The organism is Mycetocola sp. Y444, from assembly GCF_059445295.1.
In genome coordinates this window covers 166192-183139 of the sequence record NZ_JCAIUB010000001.1, presented here as the reverse complement: position 1 = coordinate 183139, position 16948 = coordinate 166192, and the positions used below count along the sequence as shown (strand labels likewise).

15 protein-coding genes are annotated in these 16948 nt (G+C 65.4%); 6 read left to right on the top strand and 9 right to left on the bottom strand.

Features of this window, described 5'->3' with window-relative positions:
* Positions 1-6: 6 nt before the first annotated feature.
* On the bottom strand, positions 7-1263 hold the full coding sequence (locus tag AC1C2M_RS00855) for an MFS transporter (RefSeq protein WP_495434312.1): 1257 nt from the start codon (positions 1261-1263) through the stop codon (positions 7-9).
* 190 nt (positions 1264-1453) lie between these two features.
* Between AC1C2M_RS00855 and purU the strand changes: the two genes are divergently transcribed.
* The 3 genes from purU to AC1C2M_RS00840 are packed head-to-tail and all read left to right on the top strand — an operon-like array spanning position 1454 to position 4081.
* Complete coding sequence (purU, locus tag AC1C2M_RS00850) at positions 1454-2326, top strand: formyltetrahydrofolate deformylase (RefSeq protein ID WP_483404984.1); 873 nt, start codon at positions 1454-1456, stop codon at positions 2324-2326.
* 52 nt (positions 2327-2378) lie between these two features.
* Positions 2379-2732, top strand: coding sequence for a YrdB family protein (locus tag AC1C2M_RS00845; protein ID WP_108962855.1), 354 nt, complete (start codon positions 2379-2381; stop codon positions 2730-2732).
* A complete protein-coding gene (locus tag AC1C2M_RS00840; RefSeq protein WP_495434932.1) occupies positions 2729-4081 on the top strand; it encodes an FAD-binding oxidoreductase in 1353 nt (450 codons plus the stop codon). Before AC1C2M_RS00845 ends, AC1C2M_RS00840 begins: the two co-directional genes overlap by 4 nt.
* Positions 4082-4254: 173 nt before the next feature.
* Here AC1C2M_RS00840 and AC1C2M_RS00835 read toward each other — a convergent pair whose 3' ends face one another.
* Positions 4255-5061: a hypothetical protein gene (locus AC1C2M_RS00835; RefSeq protein ID WP_495434931.1), complete on the bottom strand. Its 807-nt coding sequence runs from the start codon at positions 5059-5061 to the stop codon at positions 4255-4257.
* The gene (nagB, locus tag AC1C2M_RS00830; RefSeq protein ID WP_483404818.1) at positions 5046-5825 is read right to left on the bottom strand and encodes a glucosamine-6-phosphate deaminase; all 780 of its coding nucleotides are present in this window, start codon (positions 5823-5825) and stop codon (positions 5046-5048) included. Before nagB ends, AC1C2M_RS00835 begins: the two co-directional genes overlap by 16 nt.
* 172 nt (positions 5826-5997) lie before the next feature.
* On the opposite strand from nagB, the gene AC1C2M_RS00825 reads away from it, so the two are divergent.
* Positions 5998-6417, top strand: a complete 420-nt coding sequence (locus tag AC1C2M_RS00825) for a hypothetical protein (RefSeq protein WP_483404819.1) — start codon at positions 5998-6000, stop codon at positions 6415-6417.
* 66 nt (positions 6418-6483) lie between these two features.
* Here AC1C2M_RS00825 and AC1C2M_RS00820 read toward each other — a convergent pair whose 3' ends face one another.
* Together AC1C2M_RS00820 and AC1C2M_RS00815 are read right to left on the bottom strand one after the other, a co-directional pair.
* Entirely contained in the window at positions 6484-7698 is a 1215-nt protein-coding gene (locus tag AC1C2M_RS00820; protein ID WP_483404820.1) for an NADP-dependent isocitrate dehydrogenase, read from the bottom strand.
* Positions 7699-7795: 97 nt separating this feature from the next.
* Complete coding sequence (locus AC1C2M_RS00815) at positions 7796-8980, bottom strand: PucR family transcriptional regulator (protein WP_495434307.1); 1185 nt, start codon at positions 8978-8980, stop codon at positions 7796-7798.
* 172 nt (positions 8981-9152) lie between these two features.
* Between AC1C2M_RS00815 and AC1C2M_RS00810 the strand changes: the two genes are divergently transcribed.
* Together AC1C2M_RS00810 and AC1C2M_RS00805 are read left to right on the top strand one after the other, a co-directional pair.
* The gene (locus tag AC1C2M_RS00810) at positions 9153-9602 is read left to right on the top strand and encodes a GNAT family N-acetyltransferase (protein ID WP_483404822.1); all 450 of its coding nucleotides are present in this window, start codon (positions 9153-9155) and stop codon (positions 9600-9602) included.
* A gap of 4 nt (positions 9603-9606) precedes the next feature.
* Positions 9607-9918, top strand: a complete 312-nt coding sequence (locus AC1C2M_RS00805; RefSeq protein ID WP_495434930.1) for an MGMT family protein — start codon at positions 9607-9609, stop codon at positions 9916-9918.
* A 92-nt stretch (positions 9919-10010) separates the two neighbouring features.
* On the opposite strand, the gene AC1C2M_RS00800 is transcribed toward AC1C2M_RS00805, so the two are convergent.
* The 4 genes from AC1C2M_RS00800 to purH all read right to left on the bottom strand — a co-directional run bounded on the left by AC1C2M_RS00800 (position 10011) and on the right by purH (position 16920).
* Positions 10011-11828: an ABC transporter ATP-binding protein gene (locus tag AC1C2M_RS00800; RefSeq protein ID WP_495434305.1), complete on the bottom strand. Its 1818-nt coding sequence runs from the start codon at positions 11826-11828 to the stop codon at positions 10011-10013.
* Positions 11825-13714 carry an ABC transporter ATP-binding protein gene (locus AC1C2M_RS00795; RefSeq protein ID WP_495434929.1) on the bottom strand — a complete coding sequence of 630 codons (1890 nt, stop codon included), beginning with the start codon at positions 13712-13714 and terminating at the stop codon, positions 11825-11827. Before AC1C2M_RS00795 ends, AC1C2M_RS00800 begins: the two co-directional genes overlap by 4 nt.
* 344 nt (positions 13715-14058) lie before the next feature.
* A complete protein-coding gene (gene ddaH / locus AC1C2M_RS00790) occupies positions 14059-15270 on the bottom strand; it encodes a dimethylargininase (RefSeq protein ID WP_483404826.1) in 1212 nt (403 codons plus the stop codon).
* A gap of 57 nt (positions 15271-15327) precedes the next feature.
* The gene (gene purH, locus AC1C2M_RS00785) at positions 15328-16920 is read right to left on the bottom strand and encodes a bifunctional phosphoribosylaminoimidazolecarboxamide formyltransferase/IMP cyclohydrolase (protein ID WP_495434302.1); all 1593 of its coding nucleotides are present in this window, start codon (positions 16918-16920) and stop codon (positions 15328-15330) included.
* Between the last annotated feature and the right edge of the window lie 28 nt (positions 16921-16948).

Below are 16948 nucleotides of genomic sequence, written 5' to 3'. Positions count from 1 at the left end.
TTCAGTTTAACCGACGGAGGAGGAGTCCCTGACCGGTCGTTCGTCCCGCGACCGTGACCGGCGCTCGGTGACGTGGATGGTCAGGACAATAATCACGAGTCCGAGCAGAGTCAGCGTGACGTTCGCGACCGGAAGGAATCCGACACCCTGCCAGTCCAGGAGGACCGCGCCGACCAGCGCTCCCCCGCCGATCCCGGCGTTGAACGCGGTGGTGTAGAAGGCGCTCGCGGTGTCCCGGATCCTCGGGCTTGCGGTGTGCAGCATCCTCGTTTGCAGGAGCGGGGCGATCAGGCCGAACGCGAGCCCCCAGACGATGAGGGCGAGGCCGGAAAGCCACAGCGTCGACGTCGACATGGCCATCACAGTGACGGCGACAGCTGTCGTTGCGAGCGCAGCAATGAGACCCATCGACGTTCTCCGTGCGAACACCGTGCTCGTGAGCACGAGGCCGACCGCGCCCGCTCCCCCGTAGATGAAGAGAGCTGCACTGAGGTGCTCCGGCGCGAGGCCCATGCTGTCGGTGACGAACGGCGCGATGAAGGTGTAGAGCGCGTAGTGGCCGATCATGACAATGGCGACGGTGACACAGATCGCCGCGACGGGAAGAACCGTCGGGTCTCGCCGCGGTTCCGACTCGAGCCGGGAAGGGATGGGTTCCCGTTCCACCTTCGGCAGCCAGCGCAGCACCGCGAGGGCACCGAGGCCGAGGGCGATGGCAATCGCCGCAAACGCCCAGCGCCACCCGATCGACTGACCGAGAACCGTCCCGAGCGGAACCCCGAGCACGAACGCGAGGGTTCCGCCGCCGAGCGTGATCGATACGGCACGCGCGATCTGGTCCTTGGGCACCAGGTGTGCGGCGTACGCGGGGACGAGCGCCCAGAACAGGCCGTGCGCAAGGCCACCGAGCACCCGCGACGCGACGACGAGTTCGTAGGTGGGCGAAATCGCCGTGAGCAGGTTACTGAGACCGAGCACGATGAGGATGCCGACCATGAGTGCGTGTCGCGGCAGGCGAACGGTCGCCGCGGTGAGCGGCGCGCTCGAGACGACGACGGTGAATGCGAAGAAGGTCACGAGCAGGCCGACCTGCGACGGCGTGACGCCGAGGGAGCGGCTCATCTCGGGCAGGAGCCCGGTCGGGATCATCTCGCTCGAGACGGAGAGGAAGACTGTCGCGGCGAGCGCGATCAGGCCGACCCAGGGGAACGGACCGGCGGCAGGCGCGGCGGCGCGCGGGTGTGAAACGGAAGATGTGGTCATCGGGGATATCCAACGATGGCGTTCACTCGATCGGCCGTACGGCAGGATCCGAGTTCGTCTACGCGCTGGTGTGCGCGCCCAGGGCCGACGGAACGCGCCGACCAGAATCAAGTCTACCCGACGCTCCCTGAGGCGACCCGGACGCCCAACGCTCGGAAGAGCATCCGTCACCGGTTAACCTTGAACAGTGATCACAGCTTCCGCACACCACGAACCTCAGAACCACTGGGTCCTCACCTTCGTCTGCAGCGACCAGCCCGGCATCGTCCACGCGATCAGCGGGGCCGTCGTCGCCGCGCGCGGCAACATCACCGAGAGCCAGCAGTTCTCGAGCGCGGATACCGGACGGTTCTTCATGCGCCTGCAGGTCGAGTCACCGGGCAGCCGCGAGGACTTCGAGGCAGCGATAGCCCCCGTCACCGAGAACTACGACATGACCTGGCGCCTCGACGTGGTCGGACGCCCCCTGCGCACGCTCGTACTCGCGTCGACAGCGGCGCACTGTGTCAACGACCTGCTGTTCCGGCAGCGGGCTGGACAGCTCCCCGTCGAGATTCCGCTCGTGCTCTCAAATCACGGCACCCTGCGCGACCTCGCGTCGTTCTACGGCGTTCCGTTTGAATCGATCCCGGTGACGGATGCCGCGTCAAAGGCGGCGTTCGAACGGCGCATCCTCGACGCGGTCGACGAGTTCGACATCGAGCTCGTTGTGCTGGCCAGGTACATGCAGATCATCTCCCCCGAACTCTGCGAGCGCCTCGCCGGCCGGGCCATCAACATCCACCACTCCTTCCTCCCCGGATTCAAGGGAGCGAACCCGTACCGCCAGGCACACGCCCGTGGTGTGAAGCTCATCGGCGCAACGGCGCACTTCGTGACGAGCGACCTCGACGAGGGACCGATCATCGAGCAGAACGTGGTTCGGGTCGATCACTCGCGCAGCGCGTCTGAGCTCGTCGCGATCGGCCAGGACGAAGAGAGCCGCACGCTCACCCAGGCGGTCAAGTGGTTCGCTGAAGACCGGGTCCTGCTCGACGGTGCGCGCACCATCATCTTCAAGTAATCCACACGACCGCCCTGCGGCCCGGCGCGCTGGCCCCACCTAAACTGGAGGGGTGTCAGATACCTCGCAGCCCTCAGTAACACCCAACGACATCCTCAGGCTCTTCCTCGAGCTCTTCGCGATAGTGTCTCTCGGCATCTGGGGCTTCCTGGCCTGGTCGCTGCCATGGAACTTCGTCATCGGCATCGGCGCTCCGGTGATCGCCATCCTGCTGTGGGGGCTCTTCCGCTCGCCCAAGGCGGTCTTCCACATCGACCCGTACGGCAAGGCACTCATCGAACTCGCCGTCATGGGCGCTGCCGCACTCGCGTGGTGGGACCTCGGCGTCCCGTTCGTTGCCCTCGTCTTCGGCGTCGTCGCCGTCATCAGCGGCGTGGTGAACGGCCGACGCGAGTTCAGCCGATGAACGTCGTCGGCCAGCTGGTCGCCGAGCTTGGCACCGCCGTTGTGACGGATGCCGCTTCGCTGGCGCTCATGCAGGCCGACAAGTCCGGCCACGTGTCGGCATCCGCCCCTCTCGCCGTGGTCACCGCGACGTCGGTGGCCGACATCGCGACAACGCTGCGCATCGCCAACGCGACGGGAACGCCCGTCGTGACTCGCGGCGCGGGCACCGGTCTTGCCGGTGGCGCCATCGCGTCTGGCGGTGAGATCGTGTTGTCAACGCTCGCCATGGACCGCGTGCTCGAGATCAATCCGGCCGACCAGCTTGCGGTGATCGAACCGGGCATCCTCAATGGTCGTTTCAACGAGATCCTCGCCGAGCATGGATTCTGGTTCGCACCGGACCCCGCCTCAAAGGCGATCTCCACCGTCGGCGGGAACATCGCGACCAACGCTGGCGGGCTGCTCTGCGCCAAGTACGGCGTCACGCGCGATGCGGTGCTCGGCCTTACCGTCGTGCTCGCGAGCGGCGAGGTACTCGAGCTCGGTCACCGCAGTGTCAAAGGTGTCACCGGGCTCGACCTCACCGCCCTTTTCGTGGGGTCAGAGGGGCTGCTCGGTGTCATTGCCGGCGCGACAGTGCGCATCCGCCCGCTGGTCACCGGTGCCGTAGCGACGATCGCCGCCTATTTCCCGACGGTGACGGATGCCGCTGCCGCGTCCGCGGGGATTACCGCCGCCGGAATCCAGCCAGCGGTGATGGAGATCATGGACGCGGCGTCGCTCGAGGCCACCGCGACCCTGCTTGCCCTCCCCTCCGTCTCCACCGGCGAGGCGCACCTCGTCGTGCAGACCGACGGACCGGCCGCAGCGGCAGAAGCGGACGCGGCGCTCGGCATCATTCTCGCGATGGGCGGGCGGGCGGAACTGTCGACGGACCCGGTCGCCGGCGAGCAGCTCCTGGCCGTTCGTCGGGCCATGCACCCCGCAATGGCCCGCCTGGGAACCACCCTGATCGAAGACGTCTCTGTTCCCCGGAGCGCACTGCCGGCGATGTTCGCGGAGATCGTCCGGATCGAGCAGGCATACGGCATCCGGATTCCCACCGTCGCCCACGCCGGCGACGGCAACCTCCACCCCAACTTCATCTTCGATGGCCCTGAGGTTCCCGACCTGATCTGGCGCGCGGCCGACGAGCTGTTCGGAGCGGCGTTGAAGCTCGGCGGCACCCTGACCGGTGAACACGGCATCGGGATCCTCAAGAAACGCTGGCTGGGCGATGAACTCGGCGAGACCCAGCTCGAGCTCCAGCGCCGCATCAAGACGGTTTTCGACCCGAACGGCATCCTCAACCCGGGCAAGGTCTTCTAGCGCGCCGCTTCCCCGGCCACGAGCTGCGCCACACTTGGCCCGCACTCGAAAACATCAGTTCCGGTCGAGCGCATCAGTTGCGCCGGGTGTTTTCGACCGGAACTGATGGTTTCGACCTCGACCGCCCCGACGGGCACCGGCTCCGGCGCCGGCTCCGGCTCCGCGCGAGTCGGCTACCGCGCCACGTCCCAGGCCACGAGCTGCGCGACGCTCTCGGCGGTTGTGTCACCGATGAGGATTCCTCCGGGCGCCGACAACGGTGCGAACCCCGCTGCTGTGGCGATTTTCGGGTGGGCGTCGAGGATCACAAAGCGCCCCTCTGACGCCGTGTTGAGCGCGGCAGCGACGATCCCAAACAGGTGGGCGTCGAGTTCTTCCCACATCAGCGCTTCACCCGGCTGAGCCAGTTGTCCGTCTGGCCCGACCGCGTTGTCCTGCATCGCCCAGGTGAGCACGCCATGAATCGGACCGCTGATGGTCGCGGTCACCGGCTCGTCGCCGTCGATATCCCAGATAACACCCGACTCCCGGCCGGATTCGTACCGCGTGAGGTAGCGGATCATCTGGGGGTCGAGAACGCCGCGCTCGACGCTGAACGGCAGGATCACCAGCTGGTCGATGACGCGAGGGTCTCCTGCCATCGCGAGCTCGAGAAGGGAGACCTCACCGCGCTGGTAACGCTCAGCGGTGCGCTGGCCATCGATATCGCCGGGCTCAAGCGCGAAGACGCGGGAGTCGGTGAACAGGACAACCGTGTCGACGTTGAGGGCAGAGCGCGCCACCAGGAGCGGCCCGGCGAGAGCGTCGAGGGTGGGCAGCGCGAAAGCGAAGACCTGGCGGCCACCGCTCCAGCCCTCGATGACCATCGACCAGTCCGACTGGGCGTCGCCGATCGCTCGTTCACGGCGCATCCGGGCGCGAGCAGCCAGTTGCCCAGGCGAGAGCAGGTCGACCACCCTGTCGCTCAAATCCCCTGCCACTCGGGCTTGTTGTCGTACGTGTACCGGTAGTAGTCGGCGAGCCTGAGTTTCGACGCGGCCGCTTCGTCGACGACGACCGTCGTGTGCGGGTGCAGCTGGATCGCCGAACCGGGAAGCATCGAACTCAGCGGTCCCTCCACAGCCGCGGCGACAGCATCCGCTTTGCCTTCACCGAACGCGAGCAGCACGAGGTGGCGTGCCCGCAGGATGGTGCCGAGGCCCTGCGTGATGCAGTGCATGGGGACCTGGTCGGGTGAGTCGAAGAACCTGGCGTTGTCTGAACGGGTGCGCTCGGTGAGTGTCTTCACACGGGTGAGGGAGGCGAACGACGATCCTGGCTCGTTGAAACCGATGTGACCGTCGGAACCGATGCCGAGGATCTGCAGGTCGACCCCGCCAGCCTCGTGGATCGCTCGCTCGTAGTCCGCACCGGCCGACCGGATGGTTTCAGTCGCTCCGTTGGGAACGTGAATCCGCTCCGGCACCAGTCCGAGCGGTTCGACGACCTCGCGGTTGATGACTGATGTGTAGCTTTCGGGGTGGGACGCCGGCAGCCCGACGTACTCGTCAAGGGCGAAGGCTGACACCTTGCCGAGGTCGATATCTCCCACTCGCGCCGCAAGTGCCTTGTACACCGGCAATGGCGTCGACCCTGTGGCGAGGCCAAGAACCGCATCGGGCTTCGACGCGATCAGCGACAGGATGGCGTCAGCCACCAGGTCACCGGCGGCACGGGAGTTTTCGACGATCACAACTTCAGCCATGGACTCACATTCTTCTTTGGTGCGGGGGTAATAACTGCTCACAGTCTGCCATGCGGCGCGGCCTCGCTTCTTCGGCGATGCCAGCAGCGGCAGGGGTTCCCCATCTTCACGCTGATACAGTCAATTCGATTACTCATCGCTCTCACCCAGCACTTTCTTTCAGGGGGAACTTGTGTCCAGGAACCGAACAACCAGCGCGGCAACGATCGGCATCATTGCCGTTCTTGGCCTTTTCCTCACCGGGTGCGCCAGTGGGCAGTCGCAGGCGGAGGCCTGCTCCATCGTGCAGTCAACACTCGAGGATGCACAGGCCGAACTCAGCGACAGCGTTTCATCGTTCGGGAACGACCCGGTCGCCGGCGCTGAAGCCGTGACCGAGCTCTCGGAGACCTTCTCGGAGGCGAACGACAAGATCACCAACGACGACGTCAAGCCGGAAAGCACGAAGGCCACAGAGGCGCTCAGCGGTTTCGCGGAACAAATGGAAATCGCGGCCGCTGACCCCGATAACGCGGACCAGACGGCGCTCACCGATGCCATTACCGAGGTCCAGACCACCTTCGGCGACCTGCAGGCGGTCTGCCAGGGCTAACCCCCGCAGCACAACGAAAACGCTCCCCGATCCACAGGATCGGGGAGCGTTTTGTTGTTGCTGACTTTAGCCCAGGCGAGCCTTGAGGTTCGCCGTGATCTCGGCGAGGAACTCTTCGGTGGTCTGGTACGGCTGCTCGGGTCCGACGAGGAGCGCGAGGTCCTTCGTCATCTTGCCCGACTCGACGGTCTTGATGACGACGTCCTCGAGGGTTGACGCGAACTCGATGAGAGCGTCGTTGCCGTCCAGCTTGCCGCGGTGCGAGAGCCCGCGGGTCCAGGCGAAGATCGACGCGATCGGGTTGGTCGACGTCGGCTTGCCCTGCTGGTGCATGCGGTAGTGGCGCGTCACAGTTCCGTGTGCGGCCTCAGCCTCGACAACCTTGCCGTCCGGTGTTGCGAGAACACTGGTCATGAGACCGAGCGAACCGAAGCCCTGCGCGACGGTGTCAGACTGCACGTCTCCGTCGTAGTTCTTGCAGGCCCAGACGTATCCGCCCTCCCACTTCATGGCGGATGCCACCATGTCGTCGATGAGGCGGTGCTCGTAGGTCAGTCCAGCGGCATCGAACTGCTCTTTGAACTCAGCGTCGAAGATCTCCTGGAAGATGTCCTTGAACCGGCCGTCGTATGCCTTGAGGATGGTGTTCTTCGTGGAGAGGTACACCGGGTAGTTACGGGTGAGGCCGTAGTTGAGGCTCGCACGCGCGAAGTCGCGGATTGACGCGTCAAGGTTGTACTGAACCTGGGCGATGCCGTCGCTCGGGGCCTGGTAGACCTCGAACTTCTGCGGCTCGGAACCGTCCTCGGGCGTGAACTCGACCGTGAGTGTTCCCTTGCCCTTGAAGAGGAAGTCGGTGGCGCGGTACTGGTCACCGAAAGCGTGACGACCGATGATGATCGGCTTGTTCCAGCCCGGTACGAGACGCGGGATGTTGGAGATGATGATCGGCTCGCGGAAGATCACGCCGCCGAGGATGTTACGGATTGTTCCGTTGGGGCTCTTCCACATCTTCTTGAGGCCGAATTCCTCAACGCGAGCCTCATCGGGTGTGATCGTCGCGCACTTGACGCCGACGCCGTGCTTCTGGATGGCGTGAGCAGCATCGATGGTGATCTGGTCATCCGTCTCGTCACGCTTCTGGATGCCGAGGTCGTAGTACTCGAGGTTCACGTCGAGGTACGGGTGAATCAGGGTGTCCTTGATGGACTGCCAGATGATGCGGGTCATCTCGTCGCCATCGAGCTCGACGACTGTGCCTTCAACCTTAATTTTTGACAATAGAAAGCTCCTAGCTTGTGGGGCCTTACCGACCGTCGTCAAGCTTACCTGAGAGCCGCAACTATCTTGATATCGAGAGATTTCAGGTTGTTGGCGATCAGCTCGCGAGTCGCAGCGCGCACTGCACGGTGAACGCGTTCCGTGGGGCGGTGACGTCGAAGCCCAGCACCTCGGACACCCGGGCCAGCCGGTACCTGATCGTGTTGGCGTGCACGTCGAGCGCTCGCGCACAGCCCTCGATCGAGCGGCCACTGTCGAGGTAGATGGCGATGGTTTCGAGCCAGTCGCTCGCGCCGTCCTGCAGCGGAACCAGGACGCGTTGCAGGAGCGCCGTTCGGGCGTCGGCATCACCGTTGAGTACGCGCTCAGGCAAGAGCTGATCGGCGCTGACAATCGTCGGCACCTGCAGCCAGGTGTGAGCGACCCGCGCACCGAATACCGCGGCCCGGGCACTCGTGGCCGCATCGGCCATCGAAACGACCACATCCCCGAGAACGGTGGTTTCCGACAGCGTCGCCGCGACGATGTCCCGTGCTATCTGCTCGACCCGAGCCAGCGCGACGGCCACGTCGTTCGACGCGGCCTGGGCCGCGTGCTCGCCCGCATCCGCCACCGGTAACGACAGAACGAGGATGAAGCGCCCGTTGCGCACACCGGCGAGCGCATCGGCGCCCGCGGCCCAGACCGCGCGGCGCAGCCGGTCTTCGTCGACGGTATCGCCGACGGCACCGACGACGACAACGCTCGCTCCTCCCCCGCGCCAGCCGACAGCACCGAGGCGATCGGCCAGATCGGCGACCCCTCGGCCGGCGAGAACCGAATCGATGGCCAGCTGCTCGAGTCGCGGGTCCCACAGCCCTGGCGACGCGCGGGAGACCGCGTAGATCTCGGCCGCTTCGAACGCCAGCTGACGGGAGAAGTCGAGGCTGGCTTCGCGGTACGCAGCGGCCTCGGGACCGATGAGGCTGTCTTCGACGGCGGCGACGGACACCCGGATCAGCTGCAGCGTCTGCTCGAGGCTGATCGAACGAACAAGCTCGGCGGGCGCTTCGCCAAACACGCGCGGGACAGCCGACGGGTCCGGGTGCGAGCAGTATGAGACGAACGCCTCGATGAGCGACCTCGTGATCTCTTCGATGGCCGCCCGCCTCGCGGCGGGGAGCACCTGAAACCAGGGCAGTTCGCCGTCCATCCGCGCCAAAACCCGAACAAGCAGTTCACGACCGGTGAGCGTTTGCCCCTCGGCCTCCGATCGGCTCGAGTGCGGTGACACTGACGACATTTCCCACCTCCGCACTCGATGGTACGCGTCGGACAGGCCTCGGAGGCACTCCGATCGGCGCTCGGCTGCCGCTCGGGGCGTTGCGGAATCCCCGGGTTAACGGTTCCTGAACTTAACCGTCAGTGACGCTCCCGGCTACCGGAGACCGGACGGTTCCGGCTAGCCTTGCAGCATGCCTGAACTGAGACTCGTCGAACTGTCCGCCTCTACGATCGTCGCTGTCAACACGCTGACTCTCAAGCCGGGACAGGAACAGTTTGTTGCTCCGGTCTCCTATTCCGTCGCTGCCGCCGTGCTCGACCCGGCCACAACCTGGCAGCGGGTGATCCTCGACGGTGACGAGGTCGTGGGTTTCGTCCAGGCCAATTTCGACCCCGACGGCGAAGACGAATTCCGCTCCATCCTGTGGCGAATCAACGTCGATGCTGACGACCAGGGTCGCGGCGTCGGTACTTTCGCTGTTGAGGCGCTCAGCTCCGAGGCCGCGAAGCGCGGATTCGATCACGTCAACGTCATCTACGAACCCGGAGAGCTCGGCCCGGAGGCGTTCTTCCGCCACGTCGGATTCGAGCCGGTCAGCGAGACGCAGTACGGCGAGACAGTCGGCGTCCGCAAGCTCTAGAACCGTGGCAGGTGCCCAGCCGGAAGCACGGGACGAGGTCGCGATAGTCCTCGACATCGTCGAGTCGATCCCGCCCGGTCGCGTCATGAGTTACGGACAGGTCGCCGCGACATTCGGTTCGCGCTCCGCTCGCGGCGTCGGTCGCATCATGGCCTTCTACGGCAGCGATGTCCCGTGGTGGCGCGTCGTGCGGGCCGGCGGCCTGCCGCCTCAGTCCCACGAGGAAGAGGCACTCGTTCACTACGAGGCCGAGGGGACCCCGCTGCAGACGCGCGCAGACGGCGGCTACCGCGTCGCGGCATCCGCCTTCGTCTGAGAACAGCGGATGCTGTCACCCGGTTCACAGGACATCGCACGGTTAACAGGCGAGAAAGCGGGCTTTCGTCCTGTCAACCGTGCGATGTCCTGTTAAACCAGCGAGTCCCGCCACGCCGCGTGCAACTGGGCAAACCTGCCGGTGCCCGAGATCAGCTCAGAGGGGCTGCCGTCCTCCACGATTTTGCCGTGCTCCATCACGAGCACCCGGTCGGCGATCGCCACCGTCGACAACCGGTGCGCGATGATCACCGCTGTGCGATCGGCGAGCAGGGTCTGCAGCGCCTCCTGCACGAGCCGCTCGCTCGGGATGTCGAGGGATGCCGTCGCCTCGTCGAGAATGAGCACCGCAGGGTCGGCGAGGAACGCCCTGGCGAACGAAATCAACTGGCGCTGGCCCGCCGACACCCGGCCGCCGCGCTTGTTGACGTCGGTGTCGTACCCGTTCGGCAGCGACTCGATGAAGGTGTCAGCCCCGACAGCGCGGGCGGCAGCCATGATCTCGTCACGGCTGGCCTCTGGCTTCCCGATCGCGATGTTGTCGGCGACGGAACCCGAGAACAGGTACGCCTCCTGGGTGACCATGACGATCGCCCGGCGCAGGTCCTTGGGGTGCAACATCCGCAAATCGATGCCGTCCAGGGTCACGGTTCCCTCTGTCGGATCGTAGAACCGCGAGATCAGCTTGGCGAGAGTCGACTTTCCCGCCCCGGTTGACCCGACGAGCGCGATCGTCTGGCCAGCGGGCAGATCGAGGGTGAAGTCGGGCAGCACGACGTTGTCGTCCTTGTACGCGAATCGCACACCGTCGAAGTGCACGTGTCCGCGCGCCGTCCACAGATCGACGGGATGCACCGGATCAGGAACCGTCGGCTTCTCCTCGAGCACACCCGAGATTTTCTCGAGCGCGGCCGCGGCTGACTGGTAGGAGTTGTAGAACATCGCCATCTCCTCCATCGGGTCGTAGAAACGACGCGTGTACAGCACAACGGCGAGCAGGGCACCGATCGCCAGCGAGCCGTCGATGACACGGAACCCGCCAACGAGCAGCACGATCGCGACGGTGACGTTTCCGATGAAGACGAGACCGGGGTCGAAGACGCCGAACAGCTGGATGACCCTCGCGTTGACGCTCCGGTAGTCCTCGACGAGTTCACCGAAGTGCTCGGCGTTGCGCTTCTCCTTGCGAAACGCCTTCACAGCACGGATGCCGGTCATGGTCTCGACGAACTGCACGATGACCTTCGCGGATGCCACGCGCGACTGGCGGAACAGCGCCTGCGACCGCTTCTGGAACCAGCGGGTGAGGAAGTAGAGCGGCACGAGCGAGCCAAGCAGAACCAGTCCGCTGATGCCGTCGAGCAGGAACAGTGCCACTCCGGTGAAGAGCATATACAGGATGCCGGAGACAAGCTGGTTGATGCCCGAATCGAGGAGTTCGCGAATCGCGTCGAGGTCACTGGTCTGCCTCGAGATGATGCGCCCGGACGTGTAGCTCTCGTGGAACTCGAGGCTGAGCTTCTGGGTCTGGAGGAACACCCGTTTGCGCAGGTCGATGAGGATCGCCTGCCCGACCCGCGCACTCAGCACGGTGTACCAGGCCATCAGGATCGCGCCGATCACACCGGTGAACAGGTACAGCCCGACAATGACGAACGCCGGCATCCAGTCGTTCGACTCGAGAACGGCCGGCAGGCCCCTGTCGATGCCGAATGCGATGAGCGCGGGGCCGGCCACCTGGGCCGCGACCGAGACGGTTACAACGAGCATCGTCAGGACAAGGCGCAGCTTGAGCGGCGCGAGCAGCGAGCCGAGCAGTCTCAGCGACCTGCGCCGGATCTGCGCGCTCTCCTTCTTCGTGAAGTCGTCGCGTTCTTCACCCTCGACGCCGTCCACCGTTGCGGTGCTCACTTGCTCACCTCTTCCTGTTCCCGAATTTCCTCTGCGAGGGCACGGTCGATCTGTTCGGCGGCCTCGCGTTTCTCTTCGTCCTCGAGGCTCGAGATCACGAACTTGTAGTGCTCGTTGGTCCTGATCAGCTCGCTGTGTCGTCCAACGGCGGTGATCCTGCCATTCTCGAGCAGGGCCACCCGGTCGGCCAGCATGACCGTGGACGGCCGGTGTGCGACGACGAGCGCCGTCGTCGAGGCGAGCACGCGCCGGAGGGCCGCCTCCACGAGAGCCTCAGTGTCCACGTCGAGCGCAGAGAGCGGGTCATCGAGGACGAGGACCGCGGGGTTCGCCGCGACCGCCCTGGCGAGAGCCAGCCGCTGTCGCTGTCCGCCGGAGAGGCTGAGTCCCTCTTCGCCGACCTTCGTGTCAACACCGTCGGGCAGGTCGCGCACAAAGCCGGCCTGCGCGATGTCGAGAGCCTCGTTCATGACGGCATCCGCTTCACGGCTTGTCGGATCGAGGTCAGCTCGTCCGAGCAGAACGTTATCGCGAACGGATGCCGAGAACAGCGTCGCATCTTCGAAGGCCATCGCGATGTGGGTGCGGAGTTCCTCGCGCCTGAGGTCCCTCACGTCGATTCCATCCAGCGTCACCCGCCCACCGGTCACGTCGTACAGGCGTGCCGGCAACGCCGTCAGTGTCGACTTTCCCGAGCCGGTCAGGCCGACGAGGGCCATGGTCTCCCCCGGCTCGAGGCTAAGGTCGACGCCGTCGATCAGGTCGGGCACGTCGGCAGGCGAATCCGGGTACCGGAAGTGGACATCCTCAAACACGAGGCGTCCCTCCGGCGCGAGGATCGTCTTCGGGTTCTCCGGGTCGGTGATCGTATTCGCGGTATCGAGCACCTCGAAGAACCTGTCGGTTGCCGTCCTGGTGTCGAACGTCATCGACAGCAGGAACCCGATCGATTCGATCGGGAACCGCAGCACCGTCGCGGTCGCGAAGAACGCGAACAACTGGCCGACGGTGATTTCTCCGGTCGACGCCAGCCAGATCCCGGTGAACAGGCACAGCGCAAATGCGATGTCTGGCAAGAGAAGCAGCCACAGCCAGATGCCAGCGATGGCCTTGGCTTTCTCGATCTCCGTCCCCCGCAGGCTCTCCGCCTGCGACTCGAAGTTGCGCAGCGCGTACTTTCCCCTGCCAAACGCCTTGAGCACTCGGATGCCGTGCACGGACTCCTCGACGGCCGTTGCGAGGTCACCGGCCTGGTCCTGGCTCCTCCTCGCGATGATCGAGTACTTCTTCTCGAATACGAAGCCGTAAATCCATACCGGGATCGCGAGGGTGAGGAAGATCGTGCCGAGAAGCCAGTGCCAGTAGAAGAGAACGGCGGCCCCGATCACGATCGTGACCATGTTGACCACGAGCAGCACGAGCCCGAACGACAGCCAGCGGCGGATGAGGTTGAGGTCGCTGATCGCGCGGGAGAGCAACTGTCCGGACTGCCAGCGGTCGTGGAAGGCGACCGGCAGGTCCTGAAGCCGGGCATACAGCGAATTGCGCATTGCGGCCTCGACATGGGTGCCGGGGGTCAGCACGAACCAGCGCCGCAGGGCGATGAAGACAGCCTCGAGGATGCCCAGTCCGAGCACACCCGCAGCCGCCCACCAGATCTGCGACGTGTCCTTCGTCGCGAGCGGGCCGTCGACGAGAGCCTCGAGCACCAGGGGGATGCCAAGGGCAACGAGACCGGCGCCGAGCGCAGCGCCCATGCCGAGGTAGATCCGCGGCAGCGCGGACTTCGCGTACGGGTAGATCCGCAGGAGTGAGCGGAATGTGCTCAGTGTCGAGGTGTGGTTCGATACTGGCTGGGTTGTACTGGCGTCGGTGTGACGAGCCATAGCGAGAGACTTCTCTTCCATGAAAGAGCCCGACGGGCGGGCAGAGGGAAAGCGTTATGTTCCCGGAGAAACGAAGGTGTGAGACGGCAGATTCCCTGGCGGGACAGCTGCGACGGAACCGTCGACCGCGACGGAAGGCTCGTCGGCGGTGTCAGGACGCGGGATACGAAATCCTGGCCAGGAGGTGCGATCGGGAGGGGCGGACTCGCGAAAGGCGCACCCCCGAGGCCGCTGGGCTCTGAGCCAGTGTCTTCATCGGGTACATCATCACGTCCTCCTTGCCGCAGTACAGCCCTTCAGCCTAGAACGTGGTGCTCAGCGTCGCAAGAAGTTTTTTGCCGGGTTTAGCCGACCCGCACCGAGAGGCAGGTCACCGAACCCTCGAGCTTCTCGAACTCGCTGATGTCGACGCTGACAACCGTGTAACCCAGGTCCTCAACGAGCTTCGCCGTTTTCGGCGCTGACGCTGACATCATCACTGTGTCCTCGGACAGCGCGATCACGTTGGCGCCCGCTCTCTCCGGCGCCGCAAGGAAGTGGGGGAAGAACGCAGCGTTATCGACGAGGTCGGGGTGACCGATGATGGTCCCGTCCGGGAGTGCCGTCATCGCGGTCTTGAGGTGGAGCGCCTTCGTGACGCGGACCGCTGTGACGTTGTAGCCTTCGCGCGTCGCGATCTCGCGCAACTGGCGGACCCCTTCCGCGTTGGTCCGTCCACCGCGACCGACGTAGATCCTGTTGCCGACGATCAGCACGTCACCGCCGTCGAGGGTGCCTGGGCTCATGATCCGTTCGATCCGAAGACCGAGCGACTCAGCAGTCTCCTCGGCGGCCTCCGCCTCGTCACGGCGGCTGCTGACCCCGGATCGTGTCACGATCGCCACCGGGCCGACAACAACCAGGGTGTCCTCTACGAAGACTGAGTCGGCGAGCTTGTCGGCGAAGGTGACCTCGCGGGTAGTCCAGCCATTGCTCTCCAGGGCCTTCGTGTATGCGTCCCACTGCGTGTCGGCGAGTTCGGTGTCGACGGGCGTGCGATCGATGTGGGTGACGGTCCCCTTGGCGAGGTTCGACGCCGGCATCCTCACCAGTGCGACCCGCGCGCCAGCCTTGGCCGCTGCCGCCTTCCACTCGATGGCCCTCGTGTAGACGGCCCGGCCGATGGTGGGGGCGATGATCGTGGCAACCACAACGTAGACGCCGTTGATGCTGACCAGCGTGCCGAAGAGGTACTCGATCACCTCGCCGTTGAGGCCGAACCCACCGGCGAGTGTCGTGATGCCTGTACCGATCAGCGCACCGACGAGCCCGGCGAACAGGCCGACCAGAAGTGCCGTCCACCACTGCCTCAGGGCGCCGACGATGGCGAAGACAAAGACGAGCAGGAAGGCGAAGAGACTGCCGAGGAAGTAATAGTCGCTGACCTGCGTGAGCACAGCCGACTGGTACTGCTGCGAAACGAAGAACACGAACACGCTGGCAGCGTGGGTCACGAGAACCGTCGTCAGTGCGGCGAGGAAGGACGAAACGAGCCTGCGGCCCCACGAAACAGTCATGGCTTGAGCCTAGTGGCTGACTCGGAGCGCCAACGTTCCAGCTGGAGGGCCGGTCTTCTAGTGGAAGAAGTGGCGCTCCCCCGTGAAGTACATCGTGATCCCAGCGGCCCTCGCGGCCTGGATGACCTCTTCGTCCCGAACCGAACCGCCCGGCTGCACGACGGCACGAACGCCCGCGTCGAGAAGCACCTGGAGTCCGTCGGCGAACGGGAAGAAGGCGTCGGATGCCGCAACCGAACCAGCGGCCCTGTCGCCGGCGCGCGTGACCGCGAGGTGGCACGAGTCGACACGGTTGACCTGGCCCATCCCCACACCGACAGACGCACCATTCTTCGCGAGGAGAATCGCGTTCGACTTCACCGAACGGCACGCTGTCCACGCGAACGCGAGATCAGCGAGGGTCTCATCGTCGGCGGGATCGCCGGCGGCGAGGCTCCAGGTGTCCGTCACGCTTCCCTCGGTCGGGAACCGGTCTGCCTGCTGCACGAGGATGCCGCCAGAGACCTGCTTCGCCTCGAGAGGTTCCGGCGCGAAGTCCGCTGGCAACTCGAGAATGCGGAGGTTCTTCTTGGTGCGAAGCACGTCGAGTGCGTCGTCGTCGAACCCGGGCGCGACGATGACCTCGGTGAAGATCTCCTTGATGGTCTCCGCCATCTTGAGGGTCACCATCCGGTTGGCCGCAATGACACCGCCGAACGCTGAGACCGGGTCGCACGCGTGAGCACGAGCGTGTGCAGACGCGATGGCATCCGGTGCTTTCGGAGACGCCACGGCGATTCCGCACGGGTTGGCGTGCTTGATGATGGCCACGGCGGGAGCAGTGAAATCGTACGCGGCGCGCACCGCGGCATCCGCGTCAACGAAGTTGTTGTAGCTCATCTCCTTGCCGCCGAGCTGCGTCGCCTGGGCGATGCCGTGACCGCCGGCGCGCAGGTACAGCGCCGCTTCCTGGTGCGAATTCTCGCCGTAGCGGAGGACGTGGGCCAGCTCGGCCTGGATCGTCAGTGATGCACCGAAGCCCTCGGCCGTGTCTGTGAACCAGCCTGCGACCGCGGTGTCATACGCCGCGGTGTGCGAGAAGGCGCGCGCGGCGAGTTCGCGACGCTGGGCGAGGGTCGTACCGCCCTGCGCGACGGCCTCAATGATCTCGCCGTAGCTGGCGGGCGACACAACGATCGCGACGTTCGGGTGGTTCTTTGCCGCGGCTCGCACCATCGCGGGGCCGCCGATGTCGATCTGCTCGACGACATCGTCGCCGACGGCGCCGCTCGCAACGGTCTCAACGAACGGGTAGAGATTCACGACGACGAGTTCGAACGGTTCGACACCGAGGTCGCCGAGCTGCTGCTCGTGCGACTCGAGGCGGAGGTCGGCGAGGAGACCGGCGTGCACCGATGGGTGAAGCGTCTTCACCCGTCCGTCGAGCGACTCGGGGAACCCGGTGACACTCGCGACGTCGGTCACCTCGTAGCCGGCGTCCCTGATGGCCTGGGCTGTCGATCCTGTCGACACCATCTCGACGCCGGCCTCCGCGAGCGCGCGGGCCAGGTCGATGAGGCCGGTCTTGTCGCTCACCGAGATCAGGGCGCGTGTGATGGGCACGACGTCACGGTCGCGGTACAGGCTCTTGTCGTGTGTTGGGCCGGCCATTGTGTGCTCCTTGGGAATGCCGAGTGAA

Coding starts and splice junctions, on each gene's coding strand:
- AC1C2M_RS00855 (WP_495434312.1), bottom strand. CDS start 1,263: ATGACCACATCTTCCGTTTCACACCCGCGCGCCGCCGCGCCTGCCGCC.
- AC1C2M_RS00840 (WP_495434932.1), top strand. CDS start 2,729: ATGAACGTCGTCGGCCAGCTGGTCGCCGAGCTTGGCACCGCCGTTGTG.
- nagB (WP_483404818.1), bottom strand. CDS start 5,825: ATGGCTGAAGTTGTGATCGTCGAAAACTCCCGTGCCGCCGGTGACCTG.
- AC1C2M_RS00815 (WP_495434307.1), bottom strand. CDS start 8,980: ATGTCGTCAGTGTCACCGCACTCGAGCCGATCGGAGGCCGAGGGGCAA.
- AC1C2M_RS00810 (WP_483404822.1), top strand. CDS start 9,153: ATGCCTGAACTGAGACTCGTCGAACTGTCCGCCTCTACGATCGTCGCT.
- AC1C2M_RS00795 (WP_495434929.1), bottom strand. CDS start 13,714: ATGGCTCGTCACACCGACGCCAGTACAACCCAGCCAGTATCGAACCAC.
- ddaH (WP_483404826.1), bottom strand. CDS start 15,270: ATGACTGTTTCGTGGGGCCGCAGGCTCGTTTCGTCCTTCCTCGCCGCA.
- purH (WP_495434302.1), bottom strand. CDS start 16,920: ATGGCCGGCCCAACACACGACAAGAGCCTGTACCGCGACCGTGACGTC.